The sequence below is a fragment of the Stenotrophomonas sp. YJH_SMC_80 genome, assembly GCF_059372495.1.
The window spans coordinates 613878-632436 of sequence record NZ_JCAFVP010000001.1 but is presented as its reverse complement, the minus strand read 5'-3'; the positions used below and the strand labels follow the sequence as shown (position 1 = coordinate 632436).

18 protein-coding genes are annotated in these 18559 nt (G+C 67.6%); 8 read left to right on the top strand and 10 right to left on the bottom strand.

All coding sequences use genetic code 11. The features are described from left to right. Positions 1 to 58: 58 nt before the first annotated feature. From AC5P99_RS02745 to AC5P99_RS02720, 6 genes are all read right to left on the bottom strand, one after another. The gene (locus tag AC5P99_RS02745) at positions 59 to 487 is read right to left on the bottom strand and encodes an MGMT family protein (protein ID WP_407073026.1); all 429 of its coding nucleotides are present in this window, start codon (positions 485 to 487) and stop codon (positions 59 to 61) included. Further along, positions 394 to 1314, bottom strand: coding sequence for a DMT family transporter (locus AC5P99_RS02740; RefSeq protein WP_049451974.1), 921 nt, complete (start codon positions 1312 to 1314; stop codon positions 394 to 396). The genes AC5P99_RS02745 and AC5P99_RS02740 overlap by 94 nt, the downstream gene beginning before the upstream one ends. A gap of 118 nt (positions 1315 to 1432) precedes the next feature. Then, positions 1433 to 2791 (bottom strand): glutathione-disulfide reductase, encoded by a 1359-nt coding sequence (gene gorA, locus AC5P99_RS02735; protein WP_049451973.1) that lies wholly within the window; start codon positions 2789 to 2791, stop codon positions 1433 to 1435. Then, a complete protein-coding gene (locus AC5P99_RS02730; protein ID WP_088435889.1) occupies positions 2788 to 4038 on the bottom strand; it encodes an NAD(P)/FAD-dependent oxidoreductase in 1251 nt (416 codons plus the stop codon). The genes gorA and AC5P99_RS02730 overlap by 4 nt, the downstream gene beginning before the upstream one ends. Positions 4039 to 4041: 3 nt before the next feature. Next, positions 4042 to 5286, bottom strand: coding sequence for a DUF418 domain-containing protein (locus tag AC5P99_RS02725; RefSeq protein WP_088435888.1), 1245 nt, complete (start codon positions 5284 to 5286; stop codon positions 4042 to 4044). Between the two features lie 99 nt (positions 5287 to 5385). Beyond that, positions 5386 to 5868, bottom strand: a complete 483-nt coding sequence (locus AC5P99_RS02720; protein ID WP_010482989.1) for an FKBP-type peptidyl-prolyl cis-trans isomerase — start codon at positions 5866 to 5868, stop codon at positions 5386 to 5388. Between the two features lie 73 nt (positions 5869 to 5941). On the opposite strand from AC5P99_RS02720, the gene AC5P99_RS02715 reads away from it, so the two are divergent. Both AC5P99_RS02715 and AC5P99_RS02710 read left to right on the top strand, forming a co-directional pair. Further along, positions 5942 to 6520, top strand: a complete 579-nt coding sequence (locus tag AC5P99_RS02715) for a C40 family peptidase (RefSeq protein ID WP_495212872.1) — start codon at positions 5942 to 5944, stop codon at positions 6518 to 6520. 131 nt (positions 6521 to 6651) lie between these two features. Then, positions 6652 to 7425 (top strand): C40 family peptidase, encoded by a 774-nt coding sequence (locus tag AC5P99_RS02710; protein WP_088435887.1) that lies wholly within the window; start codon positions 6652 to 6654, stop codon positions 7423 to 7425. A gap of 323 nt (positions 7426 to 7748) precedes the next feature. On the opposite strand, the gene AC5P99_RS02705 is transcribed toward AC5P99_RS02710, so the two are convergent. Next, complete coding sequence (locus AC5P99_RS02705; RefSeq protein WP_005410518.1) at positions 7749 to 9083, bottom strand: dicarboxylate/amino acid:cation symporter; 1335 nt, start codon at positions 9081 to 9083, stop codon at positions 7749 to 7751. 153 nt (positions 9084 to 9236) lie between these two features. Between AC5P99_RS02705 and AC5P99_RS02700 the strand changes: the two genes are divergently transcribed. From AC5P99_RS02700 to AC5P99_RS02680, 5 genes are all read left to right on the top strand, one after another. Beyond that, positions 9237 to 10943: an alkaline phosphatase gene (locus tag AC5P99_RS02700; protein WP_061201643.1), complete on the top strand. Its 1707-nt coding sequence runs from the start codon at positions 9237 to 9239 to the stop codon at positions 10941 to 10943. Continuing rightward, on the top strand, positions 10940 to 11485 hold the full coding sequence (locus tag AC5P99_RS02695; RefSeq protein WP_049433610.1) for a WG repeat-containing protein: 546 nt from the start codon (positions 10940 to 10942) through the stop codon (positions 11483 to 11485). Before AC5P99_RS02700 ends, AC5P99_RS02695 begins: the two co-directional genes overlap by 4 nt. Positions 11486 to 12023: 538 nt before the next feature. After that, entirely contained in the window at positions 12024 to 13310 is a 1287-nt protein-coding gene (gene tilS / locus AC5P99_RS02690) for a tRNA lysidine(34) synthetase TilS (protein ID WP_171039711.1), read from the top strand. A 36-nt stretch (positions 13311 to 13346) separates the two neighbouring features. After that, positions 13347 to 13607 (top strand): exodeoxyribonuclease VII small subunit, encoded by a 261-nt coding sequence (locus AC5P99_RS02685; RefSeq protein WP_005410522.1) that lies wholly within the window; start codon positions 13347 to 13349, stop codon positions 13605 to 13607. Next, positions 13597 to 14475 carry a polyprenyl synthetase family protein gene (locus AC5P99_RS02680; protein WP_088436161.1) on the top strand — a complete coding sequence of 293 codons (879 nt, stop codon included), beginning with the start codon at positions 13597 to 13599 and terminating at the stop codon, positions 14473 to 14475. The genes AC5P99_RS02685 and AC5P99_RS02680 overlap by 11 nt, the downstream gene beginning before the upstream one ends. An 81-nt stretch (positions 14476 to 14556) precedes the next feature. Here AC5P99_RS02680 and AC5P99_RS02675 read toward each other — a convergent pair whose 3' ends face one another. Beyond that, complete coding sequence (locus AC5P99_RS02675) at positions 14557 to 14931, bottom strand: DUF4870 domain-containing protein (protein WP_005410524.1); 375 nt, start codon at positions 14929 to 14931, stop codon at positions 14557 to 14559. 87 nt (positions 14932 to 15018) lie between these two features. After that, a complete protein-coding gene (gene pmbA / locus AC5P99_RS02670; protein WP_495212871.1) occupies positions 15019 to 16386 on the bottom strand; it encodes a metalloprotease PmbA in 1368 nt (455 codons plus the stop codon). 68 nt (positions 16387 to 16454) lie between these two features. Here pmbA and yjgA point away from each other — a divergent pair, with 68 nt between their 5' ends. Next, on the top strand, positions 16455 to 17042 hold the full coding sequence (gene yjgA, locus AC5P99_RS02665; RefSeq protein ID WP_005414121.1) for a ribosome biogenesis factor YjgA: 588 nt from the start codon (positions 16455 to 16457) through the stop codon (positions 17040 to 17042). A gap of 41 nt (positions 17043 to 17083) precedes the next feature. Here the strand turns inward: yjgA and tldD are convergent, their stop codons facing one another. After that, positions 17084 to 18529, bottom strand: coding sequence for a metalloprotease TldD (gene tldD / locus AC5P99_RS02660; RefSeq protein ID WP_495212870.1), 1446 nt, complete (start codon positions 18527 to 18529; stop codon positions 17084 to 17086). Between the last annotated feature and the right edge of the window lie 30 nt (positions 18530 to 18559).

The following is an 18559-nucleotide window of genomic DNA, read 5'->3' as shown; positions in this document are numbered from 1 at the left end:
GCAGCACCGTGTCTTGTTGGCGGCCCTCAGGTCCGGCCTGTTCAGTCGCCAGCGGTGCTCATCCCGGGCCCCACACAGCGGCATCCAGTGCCGCTGCCGGATCAGCCGCCGGCATCCGCACCCGGCCGTTCTCCACCACTACGCCCTCCGCGCGCAACCGCTGTGACTGCTCGCGCCATCCGGCCGACCCTTCTTCCATGGCGATGCGCCCATCCGAGCGCAGCACGCGGTGCCAGGGCAGGTCCGGGTCGTCGTTCTGGCCCAGGATGCGCGCGGTCAGGCGTGCACGCCCGGGCAGGCCCGCGCGCATCGCTACCTGCCCATAACCCATCACCTGCCCTACGGGGATCGCGCGGATCACCGCCAGGATGCGCGCACGCGCCTGCTCCGGTGTCAGCGCCGCAGGCGGGTCACCAGCAGTACGCCGATCAGTACCAGCACGGTGCCGGCGATCTGCGCCGGCCCCATCGGTTCGTCGAGCAGCCATAGGCTCATCACGATGGTGGAAACAGGGCCCAGCATACCGACCTGCGCGGCCAGCGACGAACCCACGCGCTGCACCGCCAGCATGATCGCCAGCACCGGCAGCACCGTGCACACGGTGGCATTGACCAGCGACAGCCATTGCACTGGCGCCGGTGCCTGCCACAGGAACGGCAGCGGATGGGTCACCGCGAAATGCAGCAGCACCAGCACGCTGGCCACGCAGCTGGCATAGGCGGTCAACCGCACCGCGCCGATGCGTGCGACCACCTGCCCACTGCCGAACAGGTACAGCGCGTAGCTGAGCGCACTGCCCAGTACCAGCAGGCTGCCGACGATGATCTGCCCGCCCTCGCGCTGCAGATCGTGGCCGAAGGCGAGCAGCACGCCCAGATAGCTCAGCACCAGCGCGCCGATCTGCCACCGACCGGGCCGCTGGCGCGCCAGCAGCACGTTGATCAGCAGCACCAGGGTCGGGTTCAAGTAAAGAATCAGGCGCTCAAGGGTCACGCTGATGTACTGCAGGCCCTGGAAGTCGAGCAGACTGGACAGGTAGTAGCCGGTGAAGCCCAGCCACAACACGCGGGCACGGTCGGCCCAGGACAGCGGCTCGGCCCGGCGCGCGGCCCACAGTGCCATCAGCACGAACAGCGGTAACGCCATCAGCATGCGCAGGGCGAGCAGCGTGGTGGCATCCACGCCGTGACGCAGGCCGAGCTTGACGATGATGGCCTTGCCGGAGGCGGCGATGGCGCCGATCGCGGCCAGGCCGATGCCTCCCAGCGCGATGCGTGGGGAAGCGGTGGCGATACGGGAAGCGGGGCTGGACATCAGGACGACGGCGGGCCGCACGGGGCGGCCAGGGAAGGCGTAAGGGCGTCCATTGTCGCATGGGTGCGCCTGATGACCTGGAGAGCCGAGCATAGGCTCGGCTCTAAAACCGTCCAGCTCAGCGCATCAGCACCACTTCCTCGGCCGAGGTCGGGTGGATCGCCACGGTGTCGTCGAACTGGGCCTTGGTCGCGCCCATCTTCACCGCCACCGCAAAGCCCTGCAGGATCTCGTCGGCCGCTTCGCCCAGCAGGTGGATGCCCACCACCCGTTCTTCCGGACCGGCACAGACCATCTTGAACAGGCTGCGCTGGGTGCCATTGGCCAGCCCCTGCAGCATCGGACGGAAACGGCTGTGGTAGACGGTCACCTGATCGAACCGCGCGCGCGCCTCTTCTTCGCTCATGCCCACCGCGCCCAGCGGTGGATGCGAGAACACCACGCTGGCCACGTTCTCGTAATCCATCTTCGACTGCGGGCGGCCACCGAACAGGCGGTCCATCAGCCGCCGCGAAGCGGCCACCGCCACCGGGGTCAGGCCGACCTTGCCAGCGATGTCGCCCACCGCGTGCACGCTCGGCACACACGTGGTCTGCCATTCGTCCACCTGCACCTGCTGGTGTTCGCCGATACCGATGCCGAGCGCTTCCAGGCCCAGATCGCGGCTGTTGCCACGGCGGCCGGTGGCAAAGAACACCGCGTCGAACACGCTGTCGAGCGGGCCGTCATGGCCGAATGCACGTACGCGTTCGCCATCGCGCTGCAGTTCGCGCAGGCGATAGCCGAAATGGATGCGCACGCCCTGCTGCTTCAGGTTCTCGGCCAGCTGATCGGTCAGCTCGTAATCGAAGCGATCCAGCAGCCGCTGGCCACGCACCAGCAGGCTCACCTTGCTGCCCAGTGCCTGCAGCAGGCCGGCCAGCTCCACCGCGATGTAACCGCCACCGATGATCGCCACCTCGGCCGGTGCCGCGCGCAGATCGAAGAAATCATCGGAGACCAGGCCCAGTTCGGCACCGGGGATGTCAGGCCGCAGCGGGTGCGCGCCGGTGGCGATCAGGATGTGTTCAGCGCTGTAACGCACGCCATCGCTGCAGGCCACGGTATGCGCATCGAGCAGATGACCGCGCGCCGGAATGCGCACCACGCCGGTTTCGTCCAGGCGCTTGTGGTAGCTGGTGTGGATGTTGCTGATGTAGGCCTGGCGATGGATCACCAGCTCCTTCCACGACAATGCCGGGCGTGCCTTGACATCGAAACCCATCGCACTGGCCAGGCCGATGCGCTCGTGCAGGTCGGCCGCCAGCCACATGGCCTTCTTCGGCACGCAGCCGACGTTGACGCAGGTCCCGCCCAGTTCACCAGGCTCCAGCAGCGCCACGCGCTTGCCGTGCTGCGCGGCGCGGATCGCGCCAGCCAGGCCGGCGGAACCACCGCCAAGGACGATCAGGTCGTAATCATAGGGTGCAGTGCTCATCGGAATCGCTCGGGTCGGTAAGGGGCAGGATCGATCGCCGGCGTGCGGCCGCAGACGAGATCGGCGATCAGCTGGCCGGTGCCGGCGCTCATGCTGATGCCGAGCATGCCATGCCCCGCTGCAAGCCAGACGTGAGGATGCGCGGGCGCGCGGCCGATCAACGGCACGTCGTCCACGCTCATGGGGCGCCACCCGCACCACTGCTCCTGCAGCCGCGCACCACGTGGCGCGCGCAGGTAGTGGTCGGCGGCCTGCTGCAAGGCCTGCAGGCGGGTCGTGCGCAGCTGCGGATCGGCACCGGCGAATTCCATGGTGCCGCCCAGCCGCAGCGCTTCGCGCCAGGCGATCACGAACACGGAATGGTCCTTCAGCACGACTGGACGCTGCGGCACCTGCGCCGGTCGTGACCAGGTCAGCGAGTAGCCCTTGCCAGGTTGGATCGGCACGCGCAGATCCAGTTGCCGCGCCCAGCGCGGTGACCACGGCCCGGTCGCCAGCACCAGCTCGCGCGCCTGCAGCATGCGTTCACCGGCACGCACGCGCACACCCTGCGCGTCGGCGCTGAAATCCTCCACGTCCGACTGTTCTTCGATCACCACGCCCTGTGCGCGCAGCACGCGCGCCAGTTCGGCGGTGTAGCGGTCCGGACGCAGCTGGGCATCGCCGGGGAAGTGGATCGCACCGGCAAGGCGATCATGGAACGCCGGATTGTCGCGCGCGTAGTCGGTGCCATCGATGCGCGCCGAGGCAATGCCCTGTGCGTTCAGCGCCTCACACTCGGCAGCGTGGTGATCGAAATTGCGGGCGTCACCGAACACATAGTCCAGACCGCGCGCCTCGAACTCGCAGTCCAGCGCATGCGTCTGCACCCACTGCGCCAGGCGCAGCCGTGAATCATTCAACAATGCGCCGCGTGCCCGCGTGGCGTGCAGCCAGTCGCGTGCGTTGCAGCGCGCCCCGAACTGCAGCAGCCAGCGCCACAATGCTGGGTCCAGGCGTGTACGCACGTACAGCGGCGCACGCGGATCGAGCATCCAGCGCAGCGCGCGCAACGGCACGCCGGGCGCTGCCAGCGGTGGCGCGTGGCTGGGGGTGATGGTGCCGCAGTTGCCATGCGAGGTCGCGCCGCCGACACGCCCACGGTCGATCACGCGTACCTGCCGGCCCTGTGCACGCAGCGCGAGTGCGGCAGCCAGTCCAATGGCACCGGCGCCGACCACGATCACATCCTCGCGCGCGCCCTGCATCGATCAGCCCTGGCCGGCCTCGCGCCGCATCGGCGGCCACTGCCGATAGGTCATCGCGCGCCACAGCCATTCCATCGGCCCAAAGCGGAAGCGGCGCAGCCATACGTGCGAGATGCCCACCTGCACGGTGAACAGCAGCAGCGCGAACATCAACTGCACGCTGCGTGGCATCGTTTCGAACGCGCCCAGGCCGTAGTGGTAGAACAGCCAGGTGCACAGCAGCGACTGGCCGAGGTAATGGGTCAACGCCATGCGCCCGACCGGCGCCAGCCAGCCCAGCCGCGCGCGCCAGTGTACGATCCAGGCCAGGTAACCCAGGCACATCGGCAGGCCGCCGATCGTCACCAGCGCCATCGCCGCCGTAACCGGCAGATCGTAAGCGCCCGGCGCCAGATACGGCTTCCAGGCAACACCCAGCAGCGTGACCAGCAGGCCGAAGGGCAGCGCCCCCCAACGCAACACCGCATACAGCCGCGGGAAGCGATCCGGCGTGGCCAGCGCGCCGCTGCCGGCAAACCAGCTGCCGATCAGGAACATGCCCAGCACTTCCGGGCCGGTGATCAGCATCGCCCCCATCGACGTGCCGAACTCGCTCAGCCGCTGCGCATTGGCCTGCATCCAGCTGCCCTGCCCGTACACCAGGCGCTGCAGATCGATGCTCTGCTGCGCGTCGGTGAGCATCTTCCGCACGTCCTCCGCCGAAGCCATCGACACCATCGCGCCGACCAGCAGCATCATCGCCACACCGCCGAGATAGACCGTTACGCCCATCCACGGCAGCCAGCTGCGCGGCGCCTCGCGGCAGGCCAGCAACGGCAACGAGACCAACGCGTACATCACCAGGATGTCGCCGGACCAGACCAGCAGCGCGTGGCACAGGCCGATCAGCAGCAGGCCAGCGCTGCGGCGCAGGTAGAACGGGGTGAAGTCACGCCCGGCCGCCTCAGCGCGCTGCGCCATCACCGCGAAGCCGGCGCCGAACAGCAACGAGAACAGGGTGAAGAACTTCCCCTGCACGAATACGTAGACAAAGGCATCGGCCCAGTAGTCGATACCTTGCCAATGCACGTCGATGCCGGTGAAGGCCAGGTCCAGCGGTCCGCTGAAGGCCTCGATGTTCATCAGCAGGATGCCCAGCAACGCCGCACCACGCAGCACGTCCAGTAGGGCGATGCGTTCGCCGGAAGCCATCGGCTGCAGGGAAGGAGAAGCGGCGTTCACGGGGCATCCGTCAGGCAGGTCCGCCATTATGCCGCCGGCCCACACGCCATGGATGGCCGCGCCGTGTTCCAGAAACGCAACGGCCCGCCGAAGCGGGCCGTTGCTGCCATCACGATCGCGCTGCGATCAGTGGTGGTGGCCGCCGTCGCCGTGGACGTGGCCGTGGTCGATCTCTTCCTTGCCGGCTTCACGCACGTCAACGATTTCGACGTCGAAATGCAGGTCCTTGCCAGCCATCGGGTGGTTCAGGTCGACGTCGACGACGCTCATGCCGACCTTCTGCACGGTCACCGCACGCGGGCCGAAGTTGGTCTGCAGCACGACCTGCTGGCCGGGGGCCAGCTTGGTGTTGCCGAAGTGCTTCTTCGGCACGCGCTGGGACAGGCCCTCGCGGCGCTCGCCGTAGGCATCAGCGGCAGTGACGTCGACGCTGAAGGTCGCGCCGGCTTCCTTGTCCATCATGGCGTTTTCCAGGCCCGGGATGATGTTGCCGTGGCCGATCAGGATCGCCAGCGGCTCGCCGCGGTCCTTGGACGATTCGATCGGCTCCTGGCCGACTTCGGAAACGGTGTAGTGGAAGCGGACAACGCGGTCTTTTTCGATCTTCATGCGCAACTCTGTCTGGATCTGCCGAAGGCAGGCGGGTTGGGGCGGGTTGTCGCCCGGCGGGGACGCCGCCATCATGACGGCCAATCCCAAGGTGGCGCATTATCCGGAGAACATGCACATCACGCCAGTTTCGTCCGGCCTGCGCCGGCTCCTCGCCCCGGCCCTGCTGCTGGCCCTGCCCGTGCTGATGACCGCCTGCGGCGGCGGCAAGGCCACCCGCCCCGCTCCGCCCCCGCCGACCGCGAACTGGCCGAAGACCGTGCCGGACAACCCCGAGGCGGCCAACTCGGTGCTGATGCGTGCCATCAGCCTGGTCGGCATCCCCTACCGCTATGGCGGCAACACCCCGGATTCCGGCTTCGACTGCAGCGGCCTGGTGGCCTATGTCTATCGCGAGATGCTGGACCTGAAACTGCCGCGCACCTCGCGCGACCTGGCGGCGGTACAGGGTCCGAAGATCGATCCGCAGCGCCTGGCCACCGGCGACCTGGTGTTCTTCGGCAGCCGCGGCAGCGTCACCCATGTCGGTATCTATGTCGGTGAAGGGCGTTTCGTGCATGCGCCGAGCACCGGCGGCACCGTGCGCCTCGACTCGCTCAGCGGTCCCTACTGGAAGGACCACTACACAGGGGCGAAACGCGTCCTTCGCTAAAATGAACAGGCGATATGTTCAAAACTGTGACGAACATCACCATGCAACTAACGAATTACTAACGGAATTTTTAACTTATCCGCGCTTTTACAGGGCATGATGCCCCATCGTTTTTTTCCTGTGACCGACGCGTGACGACTGACGACCTGAAAAGCGAAGGCCAGACTTCCGTATCTTCACGTAGTGCCCGCCCGCTGTTGCTTGGCCTGGCACTGTGTCTGACCAGCCTTCCGGCCTGGTCGCAGACTTCTCCGAACCGTTCCGATGTGACCCCGGCCCCGGTGGCCGAGAGCACCGCCCGACCGGCCGCCAAGGCCGAGGCTGCCGCTACGCAACGCAGCCGCGTCGACGCCGCCGCCAGCGCTACCCTGGCCGCCCTGCTGCCTCACCTGGCCGCCAACGACACCATTCCGCTGATGGACCGCTCGGCCGTGGTGGCCGGTGACCTCAGCCGCCTCCTCGCCAACTACGACACCAGCAGCGCTGCCAATGGCAGCGTTGTCGGCACCGCGGCCGACAATGGCAAGGTGCAGTCGCTGCTGCGTCGCGCGATGACCCTGCTGGGCACCCCATACCGTTGGGGCGGCAGCAACCCGGACAGCGGCTTCGACTGCAGTGGTCTGGTCGGCTACGTGTTCCGCTCGGCCCTGGGCATTGAGCTGCCGCGCGTCTCGCGCGAAATGGCACACGACGACAACGCCGAACTGATCAACGACCGCACCGCGCTGGCCGCCGGTGACCTGGTGTTCTTCGGCCGCAAGGGCCGCGTCGATCACGTCGGCATCTATGTGGGTGATGGCCGCTTCCTGCACGCACCGAGCTCGGGCAAGGACGTGCGCGTGGACACCCTGCTCAGCGGCTACTGGGGCAACAAGTTCATGCAGGCCCGCCGGGTCGATCTCTGATCTGGCCGGTTGGCGCTACCACGCCGCCTGACACGAGAAAGCCGCTGCCCTGCAGCGGCTTTTTTGTTAAGCCCGCGCAATGGTGGGTAGCTGCCGATCTTGGTCGGCACCGCCTTCATCCACGCATGGCGTGGATCTACCGACCTCTGGTGGGTACTGACCTTTGGTGGGTTCTGACCTTTGGTGGGGCCGACCGTTGGTCGGCACCGCCTCCATCCACGCATGGCGTGGATCTACCAGGCCCGGCATGACCGCCACCGCGCCAGCCAGCTCCCAAACAAAAAGCCCGCCGTTCAGGGCGGGCCTTTCGTCTCCACACACCGTCAGCCGCGTGGCGGCGTCGGATCGGGGTCGTCCACACCCACATTGCTGGACGGATTGTCATACACCGCCTGGTCGAGCAGCCCGGTTTCCTTGGCCACGATCACCGGCACCAGCATCTGGCCGGTCACGTTCGTCATCGTGCGCATCATGTCGAGGATGCGGTCGATGGCATACAGGTAGCCGATCGTCTCCAACGGCAGGTTGGCCGCGCTCAGCACCACCGTAGCCATGATCACCGCGGTACCCGGAACACCGGCCGTACCGAAGCTGCCCAGCACCGAAGCGATCAGCACCACCACGTACTGTTCAGGGGTCAGCGGCACACCGCTGTACTGCGCGATGAACACCGCGCACAGCGCCGGGTAGATGGCACCGCAGCCGTCCATCTTGATGCTGGCGCCCAGCGGCACCGCAAACGAACCGTAGTCCTTGTTCACGCCCAGGTTGTGGGTGATCGAACGCAGTGCCACCGGCATCGCCGCGAAGCTGGAAGAGCTGACGAACGCAACCTGCATGCCCGGCGCCGCACCACGGAAGAACTTCAGCGGGTTCAGTCCGTGCGCCAACAGCAGTGCGCTGTAGACCACCACGATGTGCAGGGCGCAGGCCACGTACAGGGCCAGCACGAAATGCCCCAGCGGCAGCAGCTTCTCGAACCCGTAGCTGCCGACCAGGCCGGCGATCAGGCCAAAGGTACCGATAGGGGTGACTTCCAGCACGAAGCGGGTCACCTGGATCATGATGTCGCTCATCTGGCCGACCAGCTTGCGCGCCTCGGTCACCTTCTCGCCCAGCTTGACGATGGCGAAGCCGACCAGGCCGGCGAAGAAGATCACCGGCAGGATCGAGCCGCGACCGGCGGCCAGCACGGTCTCACCGGCCGCATTGACCTTGGTACCGATGCCGGACAGCGCGTAGAAGACATTGGCCGGCACCACGTCAAGCAGCACCTGCACCACGCTGGGCACTTCGCGCGGCACGTAATTGCTGGCCATCGTCAGCTGCAGGCCACCGGCGCCGGGCTGCAGCACGGTGCCCACGCCCAGTCCGACGCACACCGCCAACGCAGCAGTGATCACGAACCACAGGAAGGTGCGGCCACTGAGCGCGGCAACCGACTTCTGGCCGTGCAGCGACGAGATCGCATTGATCACCGCGAAGAACACCAGCGGCACGGCGATCATCTTGATCAGGGTGACGTACAGCTCGCCAAGCGGGCCGAACCACGTTTCCGCGGCCGGGCCGAGCGCCCAGCCGGCCAGCGCGCCGAGCACGAAGCCACCGACCACGCGCTGCCAGAATGGAATCCGCAGCCAGGCAGAGACCAGCTTCATAGGCAATCCAGAGGGAAGGAAGGGATGCTGGCACGATAGCCCATCAACGGCTGGGGAACGACCGCCCGACCGGCAAATCAGTGTGTCATCGGCGTGCCTTGCGAGGGCGGGCATAATGAACGTCCCGTTACAGTTTGTGAGATCCCAGCGTCCATGCGTCGTTCCGTCTCCCTGTTGGCCGCCTGCGCCACCACCCTGCTGCTGGGCGCCTGCGCCAGCACCCCCCCCGCCACTGCCCCGGCCGGCCTCAAGGTCGCCGTCGACCCCGTCGCCCACCCGGCAGGCGAGACCCCGCAGTGGTGGTACCGCAGTGGCGCCGCCCAGGCCGCCGCCAACGGTGCGATGTCCGGCAAGGCCAAGAACGTCATCCTGTTCCTCGGCGACGGCATGAGCCTGACCACCGTGGCCGCCTCGCGCATCTACGAGGGCCAGCAGAAGGGTGGCTCCGGTGAAGAGAACCTGTTGTCCTGGGAGCGCTTCCCGGCCACGGCATTCAGCAAGACCTACAACACCGATTCGCAGACGCCCGATTCGGCCGGCACCATGACCGCCATCACCACCGGCGTGAAGACCCACATGGGTGCGATCGGCGTCAGCGCCGGCAGCCGGACCGACTGTGCCGACAGCCTGTCCAAGGGCCTGCTGACCTGGCTGCAGCTGGCCGACAGCGCCGGTCTGGCTACCGGCGTGGTCTCCACCGCGCGCCTGACCCATGCCACCCCGGCCGCCACCTACGCGCACTCGCCCGAGCGCAACTGGGAAAACGACACCGACCTGACCGAAGCGGCCAAGGCGGCCGGCTGCAAGGACATCGCCCAGCAGCTGCTGTCGACCTCACGCTATGGTCGCGGCCCCCTGGTCGCCCTCGGTGGCGGCCGCGGTGAATTCACCACCGTGGAAGAGCGCGATCCGGAATACGACGACAAGGTCGGCCAGCGCCTGGATGGCCGCAGCCTGGTGCGGGAATGGCAGCAGGCGCACCCGCAGGGTGCCTACGTGTGGAACAGCAAGCAGCTGGCCGCCGCCGCCAACGCACCGGCCATCCTTGGCCTGTTCGAGCCGGACCACATGCGCTACGAGTACGAGCGCCCGCAGGATCCGGGCGGCGAGCCGAGCCTGGCCGAACTGACGGCCGCAGCGATCAAGAATCTGTCAAAGCACCAGGAAGGCTACGTGCTGATGATCGAAGGCGCGCGCATCGACCACGCCAACCACAGCGGCAATGCCTACCGTGCACTGACCGAGACCGTGGCCCTGTCCGACGCAGTGCGCGTGGCCAACGAACTGACCTCCGCCGACGACACCCTGATCATCGTCACCGCCGACCACTCGCACACGCTGAACTTCGTCGGCTACCCGGCGCGCGGCAACCCGATCCTGGGCAAGGTCAAGGACAAGGGCGGCGAAGATGGCGCCGGCAAGCTGGACTACGCGCTGGACGGCACCGGCCAGCCATACACCACGCTGAGCTACGCCAACGGCCCGGGCCACACCGGCAGCAGCAACCAGCAGCCGGCCGGCCCGAAGCGTTACCCGCACAACCCGAGCAGCTTCGAACCGGCCAACGGCCGCCCGAACCTGCGCGAGGTCGACACCGAGCATCCGGACTACATGCAGGAAGCACTGGTGCCGATGAAGTCCGAATCGCACGGCGGCGAAGACGTCGGTATCTGGGCACGCGGCCCGGGCAGCAAGGCGATCCGCGGCACGCTGGAACAGAACGCGATCTACCACATGATCGTGCAGGCCACCCCAGCCCTGCGCGAGCGCCTGTGCCAGGCCGGCACCTGCGATGACAAGGGCGTGCCGGTGCAGCTCCCGGCACCGACCGCGTTCGAGCGCAAGGCCGAGGCCAAGTGATCGCACGGCAGGCCCGCCCTGACGCTGCCAGCGGCCGCTTCGCGCGGTCGCTGGCCCTGCTTGGCATGCTGGTCAGCGCCACTGCAGCGGCACAGGCACCGGCATGCAAGCTGCTGACCGACGAGCACGGGTTGTGGCCGCTGCCCAACTGCGAGGTGATCGATCACCGGCCGAAGATCAGCGCCGACACGCTGAAGGACCTGAATTACGACGACCACGGCCTGGCAGTGGTGTACGCCGACCAGGGTTTCCACTACGTCGACCGCAAGGGCCGCAGCCTGCCGGTGCTGACCTGGGACAACGGCCCGGAAACGCCGCAGGAAGGCCTGCTGCGCGCCCGCGTAGGCAACCGCGTGGGTTACTTCGACCTGACGTTCCGCCAGGTGGTGCCCGGCACCTTCGATTTCGCATGGCCGTTCCAGGACGGCGTGGCCGAGGTCTGCAATGGTTGCCGTCGTGGTACGCCGGATGCCGATGGCCACACGCCGATGGAAGGCGGAGAGTGGTTCCGCATCGACCGTTCGGGTCGTCGGGTGAAGTAAAGTTTCGGCAGGGCTGCGCCCTGCACCTGCAGACGCCAAAGCAAGATCAAAAGCGGCTCTGGTTTTCTGTGAGTTGGGTGGGGCGATGTGGGTGGGCAGGACACGCCGTAAACCCATCCCTGGGGGCTCGATGGCGCCATCCATGGCGCCAACGGTCCTGCCCACCCACACCGCCCCACCCCCGACAGATTTCCGATGACGGTTGGACCATCCACGCCCTGCGTGGATGAAATCTGTCAAATATCGAAATAAATCGGGGTCAGATCCGTTTTCCGCAGGAAAACGGATCTGACCCCATGAGCAACCCGACAGTTCGCAGGAAACTGTCGAAGGCGGGGTGGGTCCGGTTGCGGGAGTGTCCGCGGCATGGATGCCGCGGCCAAGCCCCCAAGGACGGGTTTACGGCGTCTCCCGCAACCGGACCCACCCGGCCAACCTTCAGGAAACCAGCTTCTGCCGTTGCTGTTGCTGTTGCTCTGGCTCGTAGCGGGTGCAGGGCGCAGCCCTGCCAAGTAAACCCCACCCTATACTTGCCACCGTGACTGCCTTCCCTGCCCTTGTTCCGCTGGATGCGCCGCTGCTGGTGGGCTACAGCGGTGGTGTCGACTCCACCGTGCTGCTGCACTGGCTGTGGCGCTGCGCGCAGGCCTCCGGCAGTGCGCTACGCGCGGTGCACGTGCACCACGGCCTGCAGCCCGATGCGGATGACTGGGTGCTGCACTGCCAGCAGCAATGCGACGCCTGGGGCATTGAACTGGCCGTGCATCGTGTGCAGGTCGACAACCGCGCGGGCCTCGGCCTTGAAGGCGCGGCGCGACTGGCGCGACGCGCCGCGTTCGCGGCCGAACTGCGCGACGGCGAAACGCTGGCACTGGCGCAGCATCAGGACGACCAGGCCGAAACTCTCCTGTTGCGCGCCCTGCGCGCTTCCGGCGTCGATGGCCTGGCGGCGATGTCCACGCACAGCCGCCTTGGCGAACACCCCTTGTGGCGGCCGCTGCTGGCGGTCCCGCGCAGTGCACTGCTCGATTACGCGCGCCACCATGCGCTGCACTGGATCGAAGACCCCAGCAATGGCGACGACCAGGCGGATCGCAACTTCCTGCGCCTGCAGGTGCTGCCGCTGTTGCGCCAACGCTGGCCGCATGCCGCTGCGGCACTGGCGGGCAGCGCAGCGCATTGCGGGCAGACCCGCGAACTGCTCGATGAGGAAGACGCCGAGCTGATCGCACACCTGGAAGTCGCTCCACGCGTGCTGTCTCTGCAGCTGCTGCGCCAGGTCTCACTGGGTCGTGCCGCACGTGTACTCCGTGCCTGGGTGGCCGGCCACGGTGCGGCGCCGCTGCCGGCCACGGTGCTGCAACAGGCACTGGACGAGCTGCTGCCCGCCGGCAACGATCGTCAGGCCCGTGTGAGCTGGCACGATCACGCGATCCAGCAGTGGCGCGACCACGCCTACCTGCTGCCGGCCCGGCTACCTGCGCTTCCCCTCGAGTGGCAGGTCGAATGGGATGGACGCGCACCGCTGCCGCTGCCCGATGGCGGACAGCTGCGCCTGCAGGGCACCCCGGCCTTCGAACGCCCGCTGCAGGTCCGTGCACGCGTGGGCGGCGAGCGCATCCTGCTGCCGGGTCGCCAGCATTCGCACGCGCTGAAGGACTGCCTGCAGCGCGAGCACCTCGCCCCCTGGCGACGCGCGCAGCTGCCGCTGATCTTTGATGGCCCGCAGTTGCTGGCCGCCGCCGACGTGGTCATCGCCGCACCGCTGCAGGCCTGGTTGCAGGCGCATGACGCGCAGTTGCAGTGGCGCCCGGGCGGCTGGTGAATTGACCCCCGCGCTCGGCCCGTCCACACTTGCCGCATGGCCAAGAAGTCCCCCGAAAACGCCTCCCCCGTCGCCCAGTTCGAGCAGTCGCTCGAATCGCTGGAGCAGCTGGTGGAGCAGATGGAAACCGGCGAGCTGAGCCTGGAAGCTTCGCTCAGTGCTTACGAGCGTGGTGTCGGTCTGTACCGCCAGTGCCAGCAGGCACTGGAGCAGGCCGAACTGCGCGTGCGCCTGCTCAGTGATCCGGCGCAGCCGGAAGCCTCCGAGCCCTTCGATCCGCCCAGCCATGACGGCTGAGGTTCTGTTCGCGCGCTGGCGCGACCGTATCGAAAGCCAGCTCGATGCCGCCCTGCCCTCGCCTGCCGAGGCACCGCAGCGCCTGCATCAGGCCATGCGCTATTCGGTGCTTGGTGGCGGCAAGCGCATGCGGCCCCTGCTGGTCTACGCCAGTGGTCACCTGTTCGGTGCGCAGCCGGAAAGCCTGGATGCGGCGGCCATGTCCGTCGAGCTGATCCATGCCTATTCGCTGGTGCATGACGACCTTCCGGCGATGGATGACGACGCCCTGCGTCGCGGCAAGCCCACCACCCACATCGCCTTCGACGAAGCCACCGCGATCCTTGCTGGCGACGCCCTGCAGACCCGCGCCTTCGGCCTGCTGGCCGATGCGCCGGTGCCGGCTACCCTGCGCGTCGCCTGTCTGCAGACCCTGGCCCACGCCTCCGGCGCGTCCGGCATGTGTGGCGGCCAGGCGCTGGACATCGATGCCACCGGCCAGCAGCAGACGCTGGCGGCGCTGACCCGCATGCACGCGCTCAAGACCGGCGCGCTGATCCGCGCGGCAGTGCGCATGGGCGCGCTGTGCGGCCAGGCCCACGAACCGCAGCTGGCCCAGCTCGACAGTTTCGCCGATGCACTCGGCCTGGCCTTCCAGGTCCGCGATGACATCCTCGATGTCGAAGCCAGTTCCGAACAGCTGGGCAAGACTGCCGGCAAGGACCAGGCGCAGGACAAGAGCACCTTCCCCGCCCTGCTTGGCATGGACGGCGCAAAGGCCCAGCTGCACGAGCTCGCAGCGCGCATGCAGTCGATCCTGGCCGGGTATGGCGAGGAAGCCGACGCGCTGCGCGCGCTGGCGACGCTGGCGGTGGAACGCGATCACTGATCGCTGCACGCGGCCCGGCATTCCCCGCACACGAAAACGCCCGGCAGTGCCGGGCGTTTTCAGTTCCGCGTGCGGACGATCCTACTTGATCAGGCGCAGCGCGAACGGGTAGCGGTAGGCTTCGCCGTTGTTGGCCTTGACCGCAGCGATGATGCTGAACACCAGGCTGATGATGCCGACGATCGGGGCCAGGAACACGCCGATGATCACGATGGTGAGGATCATGCTGATGACCATGGCGATGGTCACGGTGATCTGGAAGTTCAGGGCTTCCTTGGCCTGGTCGGTCACGAAGGCCTTGCCAGCATCGTCCTTGTTGATCAGCCAGATGATCAGCGCGCCGATGAAGCCGGTGAAGATGCCCAGCAGGTGCGCGGCCAGGGCCATGGTGCGCTGGTCGGCCGGAACGTCGGCGGTGGCCGGTGGCGGCGGCGGGACGTTATCGAATTCACTCACGACAAAACTCCTTTTCATTGGGTGGTCTTGACCAACCAGCACCCAGCTGATTGCGTCAGGCGGGCATAGCTTACGCCATCGACGGCATCAATCATTGCCTGCGATGGTCATCCGCCCCAACAGGATCGAACCAGTCCGGATGTGCGAGCGGGGATCAACGTCGCTGCCGACCGCCTCGATGCTGCTGAACATCTCGCGCAGGTTGCCGGCGATGGTGATGCCGTCCACCGGGTACTGGATCTCGCCGTTCTCGACCCGGAAGCCACCCGCGCCACGCGAATAGTCGCCGGTCACGCCGTTCACGCCCTGCCCCATCAGCTCGGTCACCAGCAGGCCATCGCCCATCTGCCGCGCGATGTCCTGCAGCGGGCCGGCATTGGCGGCCAACTGCAGGTTGTGCACGCCACCGGCGTTGGCGGTGGTCTGAAGGCCCAGCTTGCGTGCCGAGTAGCTGCCCAGCACATAGCGCTGCAGCACGCCGTCGCGGACCAGAGCCGAGGCCCGGGTGGCCACGCCGTCGCCGTCGAAGGCGGCCGAGCGCAGGCCACGACGCAGGTGGGGCAGTTCCTCGATCTGCATCCAGTCCGAGAACAGCTGCTGGCCAACGCTGTCCAGCAGGAAGCTGGCCTGGCGATACAGAGCACCGCCGGACACCGCCGACAGCAGGTGCCCGACCAGGCTGCGCGCCACTTCCGGGGCGAACAGCACCGGCATGCTGCCGGTGGCCAGCGATCGTGGCTGCAGGCGGGCGACAGTACGCTCGGCGGCACGACGTCCGACCAGGCCGACGTCCTCCAGGTCCTCGCGAGCCAGCGCACTGGTGTACCAGCCGTCACGCTGCATGCCATCGCCCTGCCCGGCGATCAGCGCACAACCGACCGAATGGTGGGTGCCGCGCTCACGGCCGATGAAACCATGCGAATTGGCATAGACCGACAGGCTCTGCATGCTCGACACCGAGGCGCCGTCGGAATTGCGGATCTGCGCATCGGCCTCACGGCCTGCGGCTTCGCAAGCCAGGGCCAGGTCCACCGCCTCGTCGGCCTGCAGCGCCCACGGGTGCCAGCCGTCCAGGTCCGGGAAGTGGGTGGCCATCAGCGCCGCCTCGGCCAGGCCGGCGGCCGCATCATCTTCGGTATGCCGGGCGATGGCGCAGGCCTGCTCGACCGTGGCCGCCAGGCTGGCCTCGTTCAGGTCGCCGGTGCTGGCGCTGCCCTTGCGTTGGCCGAAATACACAGTGACGGCGATGCCGCGGTCGCGGGTGGACTGCACGGTTTCGACCTCGCCGAGGCGGACATTCACCTCCAGCCCACGGTCTTCGCTGCAGCTGACTTCAGCCTGGCTGGCGCCCAGCGCGCGGGCGCGGTCGAGCAGCTGCTGGGAGAGGTCGGCCAGCCGTTCCAGCCGGGCCGGGCTGTCGTCGCCGACGGCGGCTTCAGGGGCGATCACGTTCAATGCTTTATCCTGTACGGGTTGGGCCCGGCATCACGCCGGGCGACTTTTTTTGAAATCAGGTATGGACGATGCGCGGACGCGACGAAGAAACCGGTGAATTCCACGACAAGAGCCGCAGCCAGAACCGGCGCGACGCGCTCGACGTCCTGGCCCTGGGCGAAAAACTGGTGTCGCTGACACCGGCCCAGCTGGCGCGCCTGCCGATCCCGGAAGACCTGCTGCCGCACATCGCCGAGTGCAAGCGCATCACCGCGCACATCGCCCACAAGCGCCAGCTGGCGTTCCTGGCCAAGCACATGCGCCGCGAAGAAGAAGCCACGCTGGATGCGATCCGCGATGCGCTGGATGCCAACAGCGAAACCGGCCGCCGCGAAGTGGCGATGATGCACCGCGTGGAAGACTGGCGCGAGCGCCTGCTGGCCGAAGGTGACAAGGCGCTGGCCGCCCTGCTGGACGATTACCCGCAGGCCGACCGCCAGCAGCTGCGCACGCTGGTGCGCAATGCGCAGGCCGAGAAGGCGAAGAACAAGCCGCCGCGTGCCTATCGCGAGATCTACCAGGTGCTGCGCGCACTGATGCTGCCGGCGGCGCTCGGCCTGAAGGCCAGCGCCGAAGACGCTGGCCACGTCGAAGCCGACGAGGCCGACGAGGACTGAGTCCGCGCTGGAGCGGGCGGTGGCGCTGGCCATCGCCCGGCTCAGGCCTGGGTACCGCCGACGGTGATGCCCTCGATCAACAGCGACGGCTGGCCGACACCCACCGGCACGCTCTGCCCGTCCTTGCCACAGATACCCACGCCCTCGTCCAGGGCCAGGTCGTTGCCGACCATCCGCACCTTCTGCATGGTTTCCGGACCGTTGCCGATCAGGGTCGCCCCCTTCACCGGTGCGGTGATGCGGCCATCCTCGATCAGGTAGGCCTCGGTGGCCGAGAACACGTACTTGCCGCTGGTGATGTCGACCTGGCCGCCGCCGAAGTTCACTGCATACAGGCCCTTCTTCACCGAGCGGATCATTTCCTGCGGGTCGTGCTGGCCGGCGCGCATGTAGGTATTGGTCATGCGCGGCATGGTCAGGTGCGCGAACGATTCGCGACGCCCGTTGCCGGTCGGTGCCATGCCCATCAGGCGTGCATTGAGGCTGTCCTGCATGTAGCCGACCAGGATGCCGTCCTCGATCAGCGTGGTGCACTGGCTCGGGTGGCCTTCGTCGTCGATGTTGAGCGAACCGCGACGCCCGTCCAGGGTTCCATCGTCGACGATGGTCACGCCCGGTGCCGCCACGCGTTCGCCGATGCGGCCGGCATACACGCTGGTGCCCTTGCGGTTGAAGTCGCCTTCCAGGCCGTGGCCGACCGCTTCATGCAGCAGCACGCCGGGCCAGCCAGGTCCCAGTACCACCGGCATCACGCCGGCCGGCGCGGGCACGGCGTCCAGGTTCACCAGCGCCTGGCGCAGGGCCTCGCGCGCAAGCGCTTCCGGGCGGCCATCAGCGAACAGTTCCCCGTAGCCATAGCGGCCACCGCCACCGGCATAGCCCGACTCGCGGCGGCCGTTGTGTTCGACGATCACCTGCACGTTCAGGCGCACCAGCGGGCGCACGTCAGCGCCCAGCACGCCGTCGCTGCGCGCGATGAGCACCGTGTCCACGCCGCCGGACAGGCTCACCATCACCTGCTTCACGCGCGGGTCGGCGGCACGCAGGTAGCCGTCCAGGCGCTTCAGCACCTCGACCTTTGCCTCGTTGCCGACGCCATCGATGGGATCCAGCGCCGGATACAGCGCGCGTGAATTGCCGCGCAGCAGCGAGCGCCCGGACTGCGCGCCACCCTCGCGCGAAATCGCACGCGCCGACTGCGCCGCGGCCAGCAGCGCGTCGGCATGGATGTCGTCGGAGTAGGCGAATCCGGTCTTCTCGCCGGACATCGCCCGTACGCCCACGCCTTGCTCGATGGAATGGGCACCGTCCTTGACGATGCCGTCTTCCACGCTCCAGCTCTCGCGGCGGGCGTGCTGGAAATAGAGGTCGCCGAAGTCCACACCGGGGCCGAGCAGCTGGCCGAAGGTGCGCTCCAGGCCATCGGTATCCAGCCCGCCGGGGCGCAGCAGGCGATCTTGGGCAAGCGTCAGGGCGATATCAGTCATGGTTCTCGATCTGGGGGTGCTGGGGCGCTC

Excerpts from the sequence above, each read along its gene's own strand:
- yjgA (WP_005414121.1), top strand. The coding sequence starts at position 16,455 with ATGCGCGGACGCGACGAAGAAACCGGTGAATTCCACGACAAGAGCCGC.
- AC5P99_RS02725 (WP_088435888.1), bottom strand. The coding sequence starts at position 5,286 with ATGGCGGACCTGCCTGACGGATGCCCCGTGAACGCCGCTTCTCCTTCC.
- AC5P99_RS02730 (WP_088435889.1), bottom strand. The coding sequence starts at position 4,038 with ATGCAGGGCGCGCGCGAGGATGTGATCGTGGTCGGCGCCGGTGCCATT.
- AC5P99_RS02740 (WP_049451974.1), bottom strand. The coding sequence starts at position 1,314 with ATGTCCAGCCCCGCTTCCCGTATCGCCACCGCTTCCCCACGCATCGCG.
- AC5P99_RS02720 (WP_010482989.1), bottom strand. The coding sequence starts at position 5,868 with ATGAAGATCGAAAAAGACCGCGTTGTCCGCTTCCACTACACCGTTTCC.
- AC5P99_RS02685 (WP_005410522.1), top strand. The coding sequence starts at position 13,347 with ATGGCCAAGAAGTCCCCCGAAAACGCCTCCCCCGTCGCCCAGTTCGAG.
- tldD (WP_495212870.1), bottom strand. The coding sequence starts at position 18,529 with ATGACTGATATCGCCCTGACGCTTGCCCAAGATCGCCTGCTGCGCCCC.
- AC5P99_RS02715 (WP_495212872.1), top strand. The coding sequence starts at position 5,942 with ATGACGGCCAATCCCAAGGTGGCGCATTATCCGGAGAACATGCACATC.
- gorA (WP_049451973.1), bottom strand. The coding sequence starts at position 2,791 with ATGAGCACTGCACCCTATGATTACGACCTGATCGTCCTTGGCGGTGGT.
- AC5P99_RS02700 (WP_061201643.1), top strand. The coding sequence starts at position 9,237 with ATGCGTCGTTCCGTCTCCCTGTTGGCCGCCTGCGCCACCACCCTGCTG.
- AC5P99_RS02705 (WP_005410518.1), bottom strand. The coding sequence starts at position 9,083 with ATGAAGCTGGTCTCTGCCTGGCTGCGGATTCCATTCTGGCAGCGCGTG.
- AC5P99_RS02745 (WP_407073026.1), bottom strand. The coding sequence starts at position 487 with ATGGCTGCTCGACGAACCGATGGGGCCGGCGCAGATCGCCGGCACCGT.
- AC5P99_RS02680 (WP_088436161.1), top strand. The coding sequence starts at position 13,597 with ATGACGGCTGAGGTTCTGTTCGCGCGCTGGCGCGACCGTATCGAAAGC.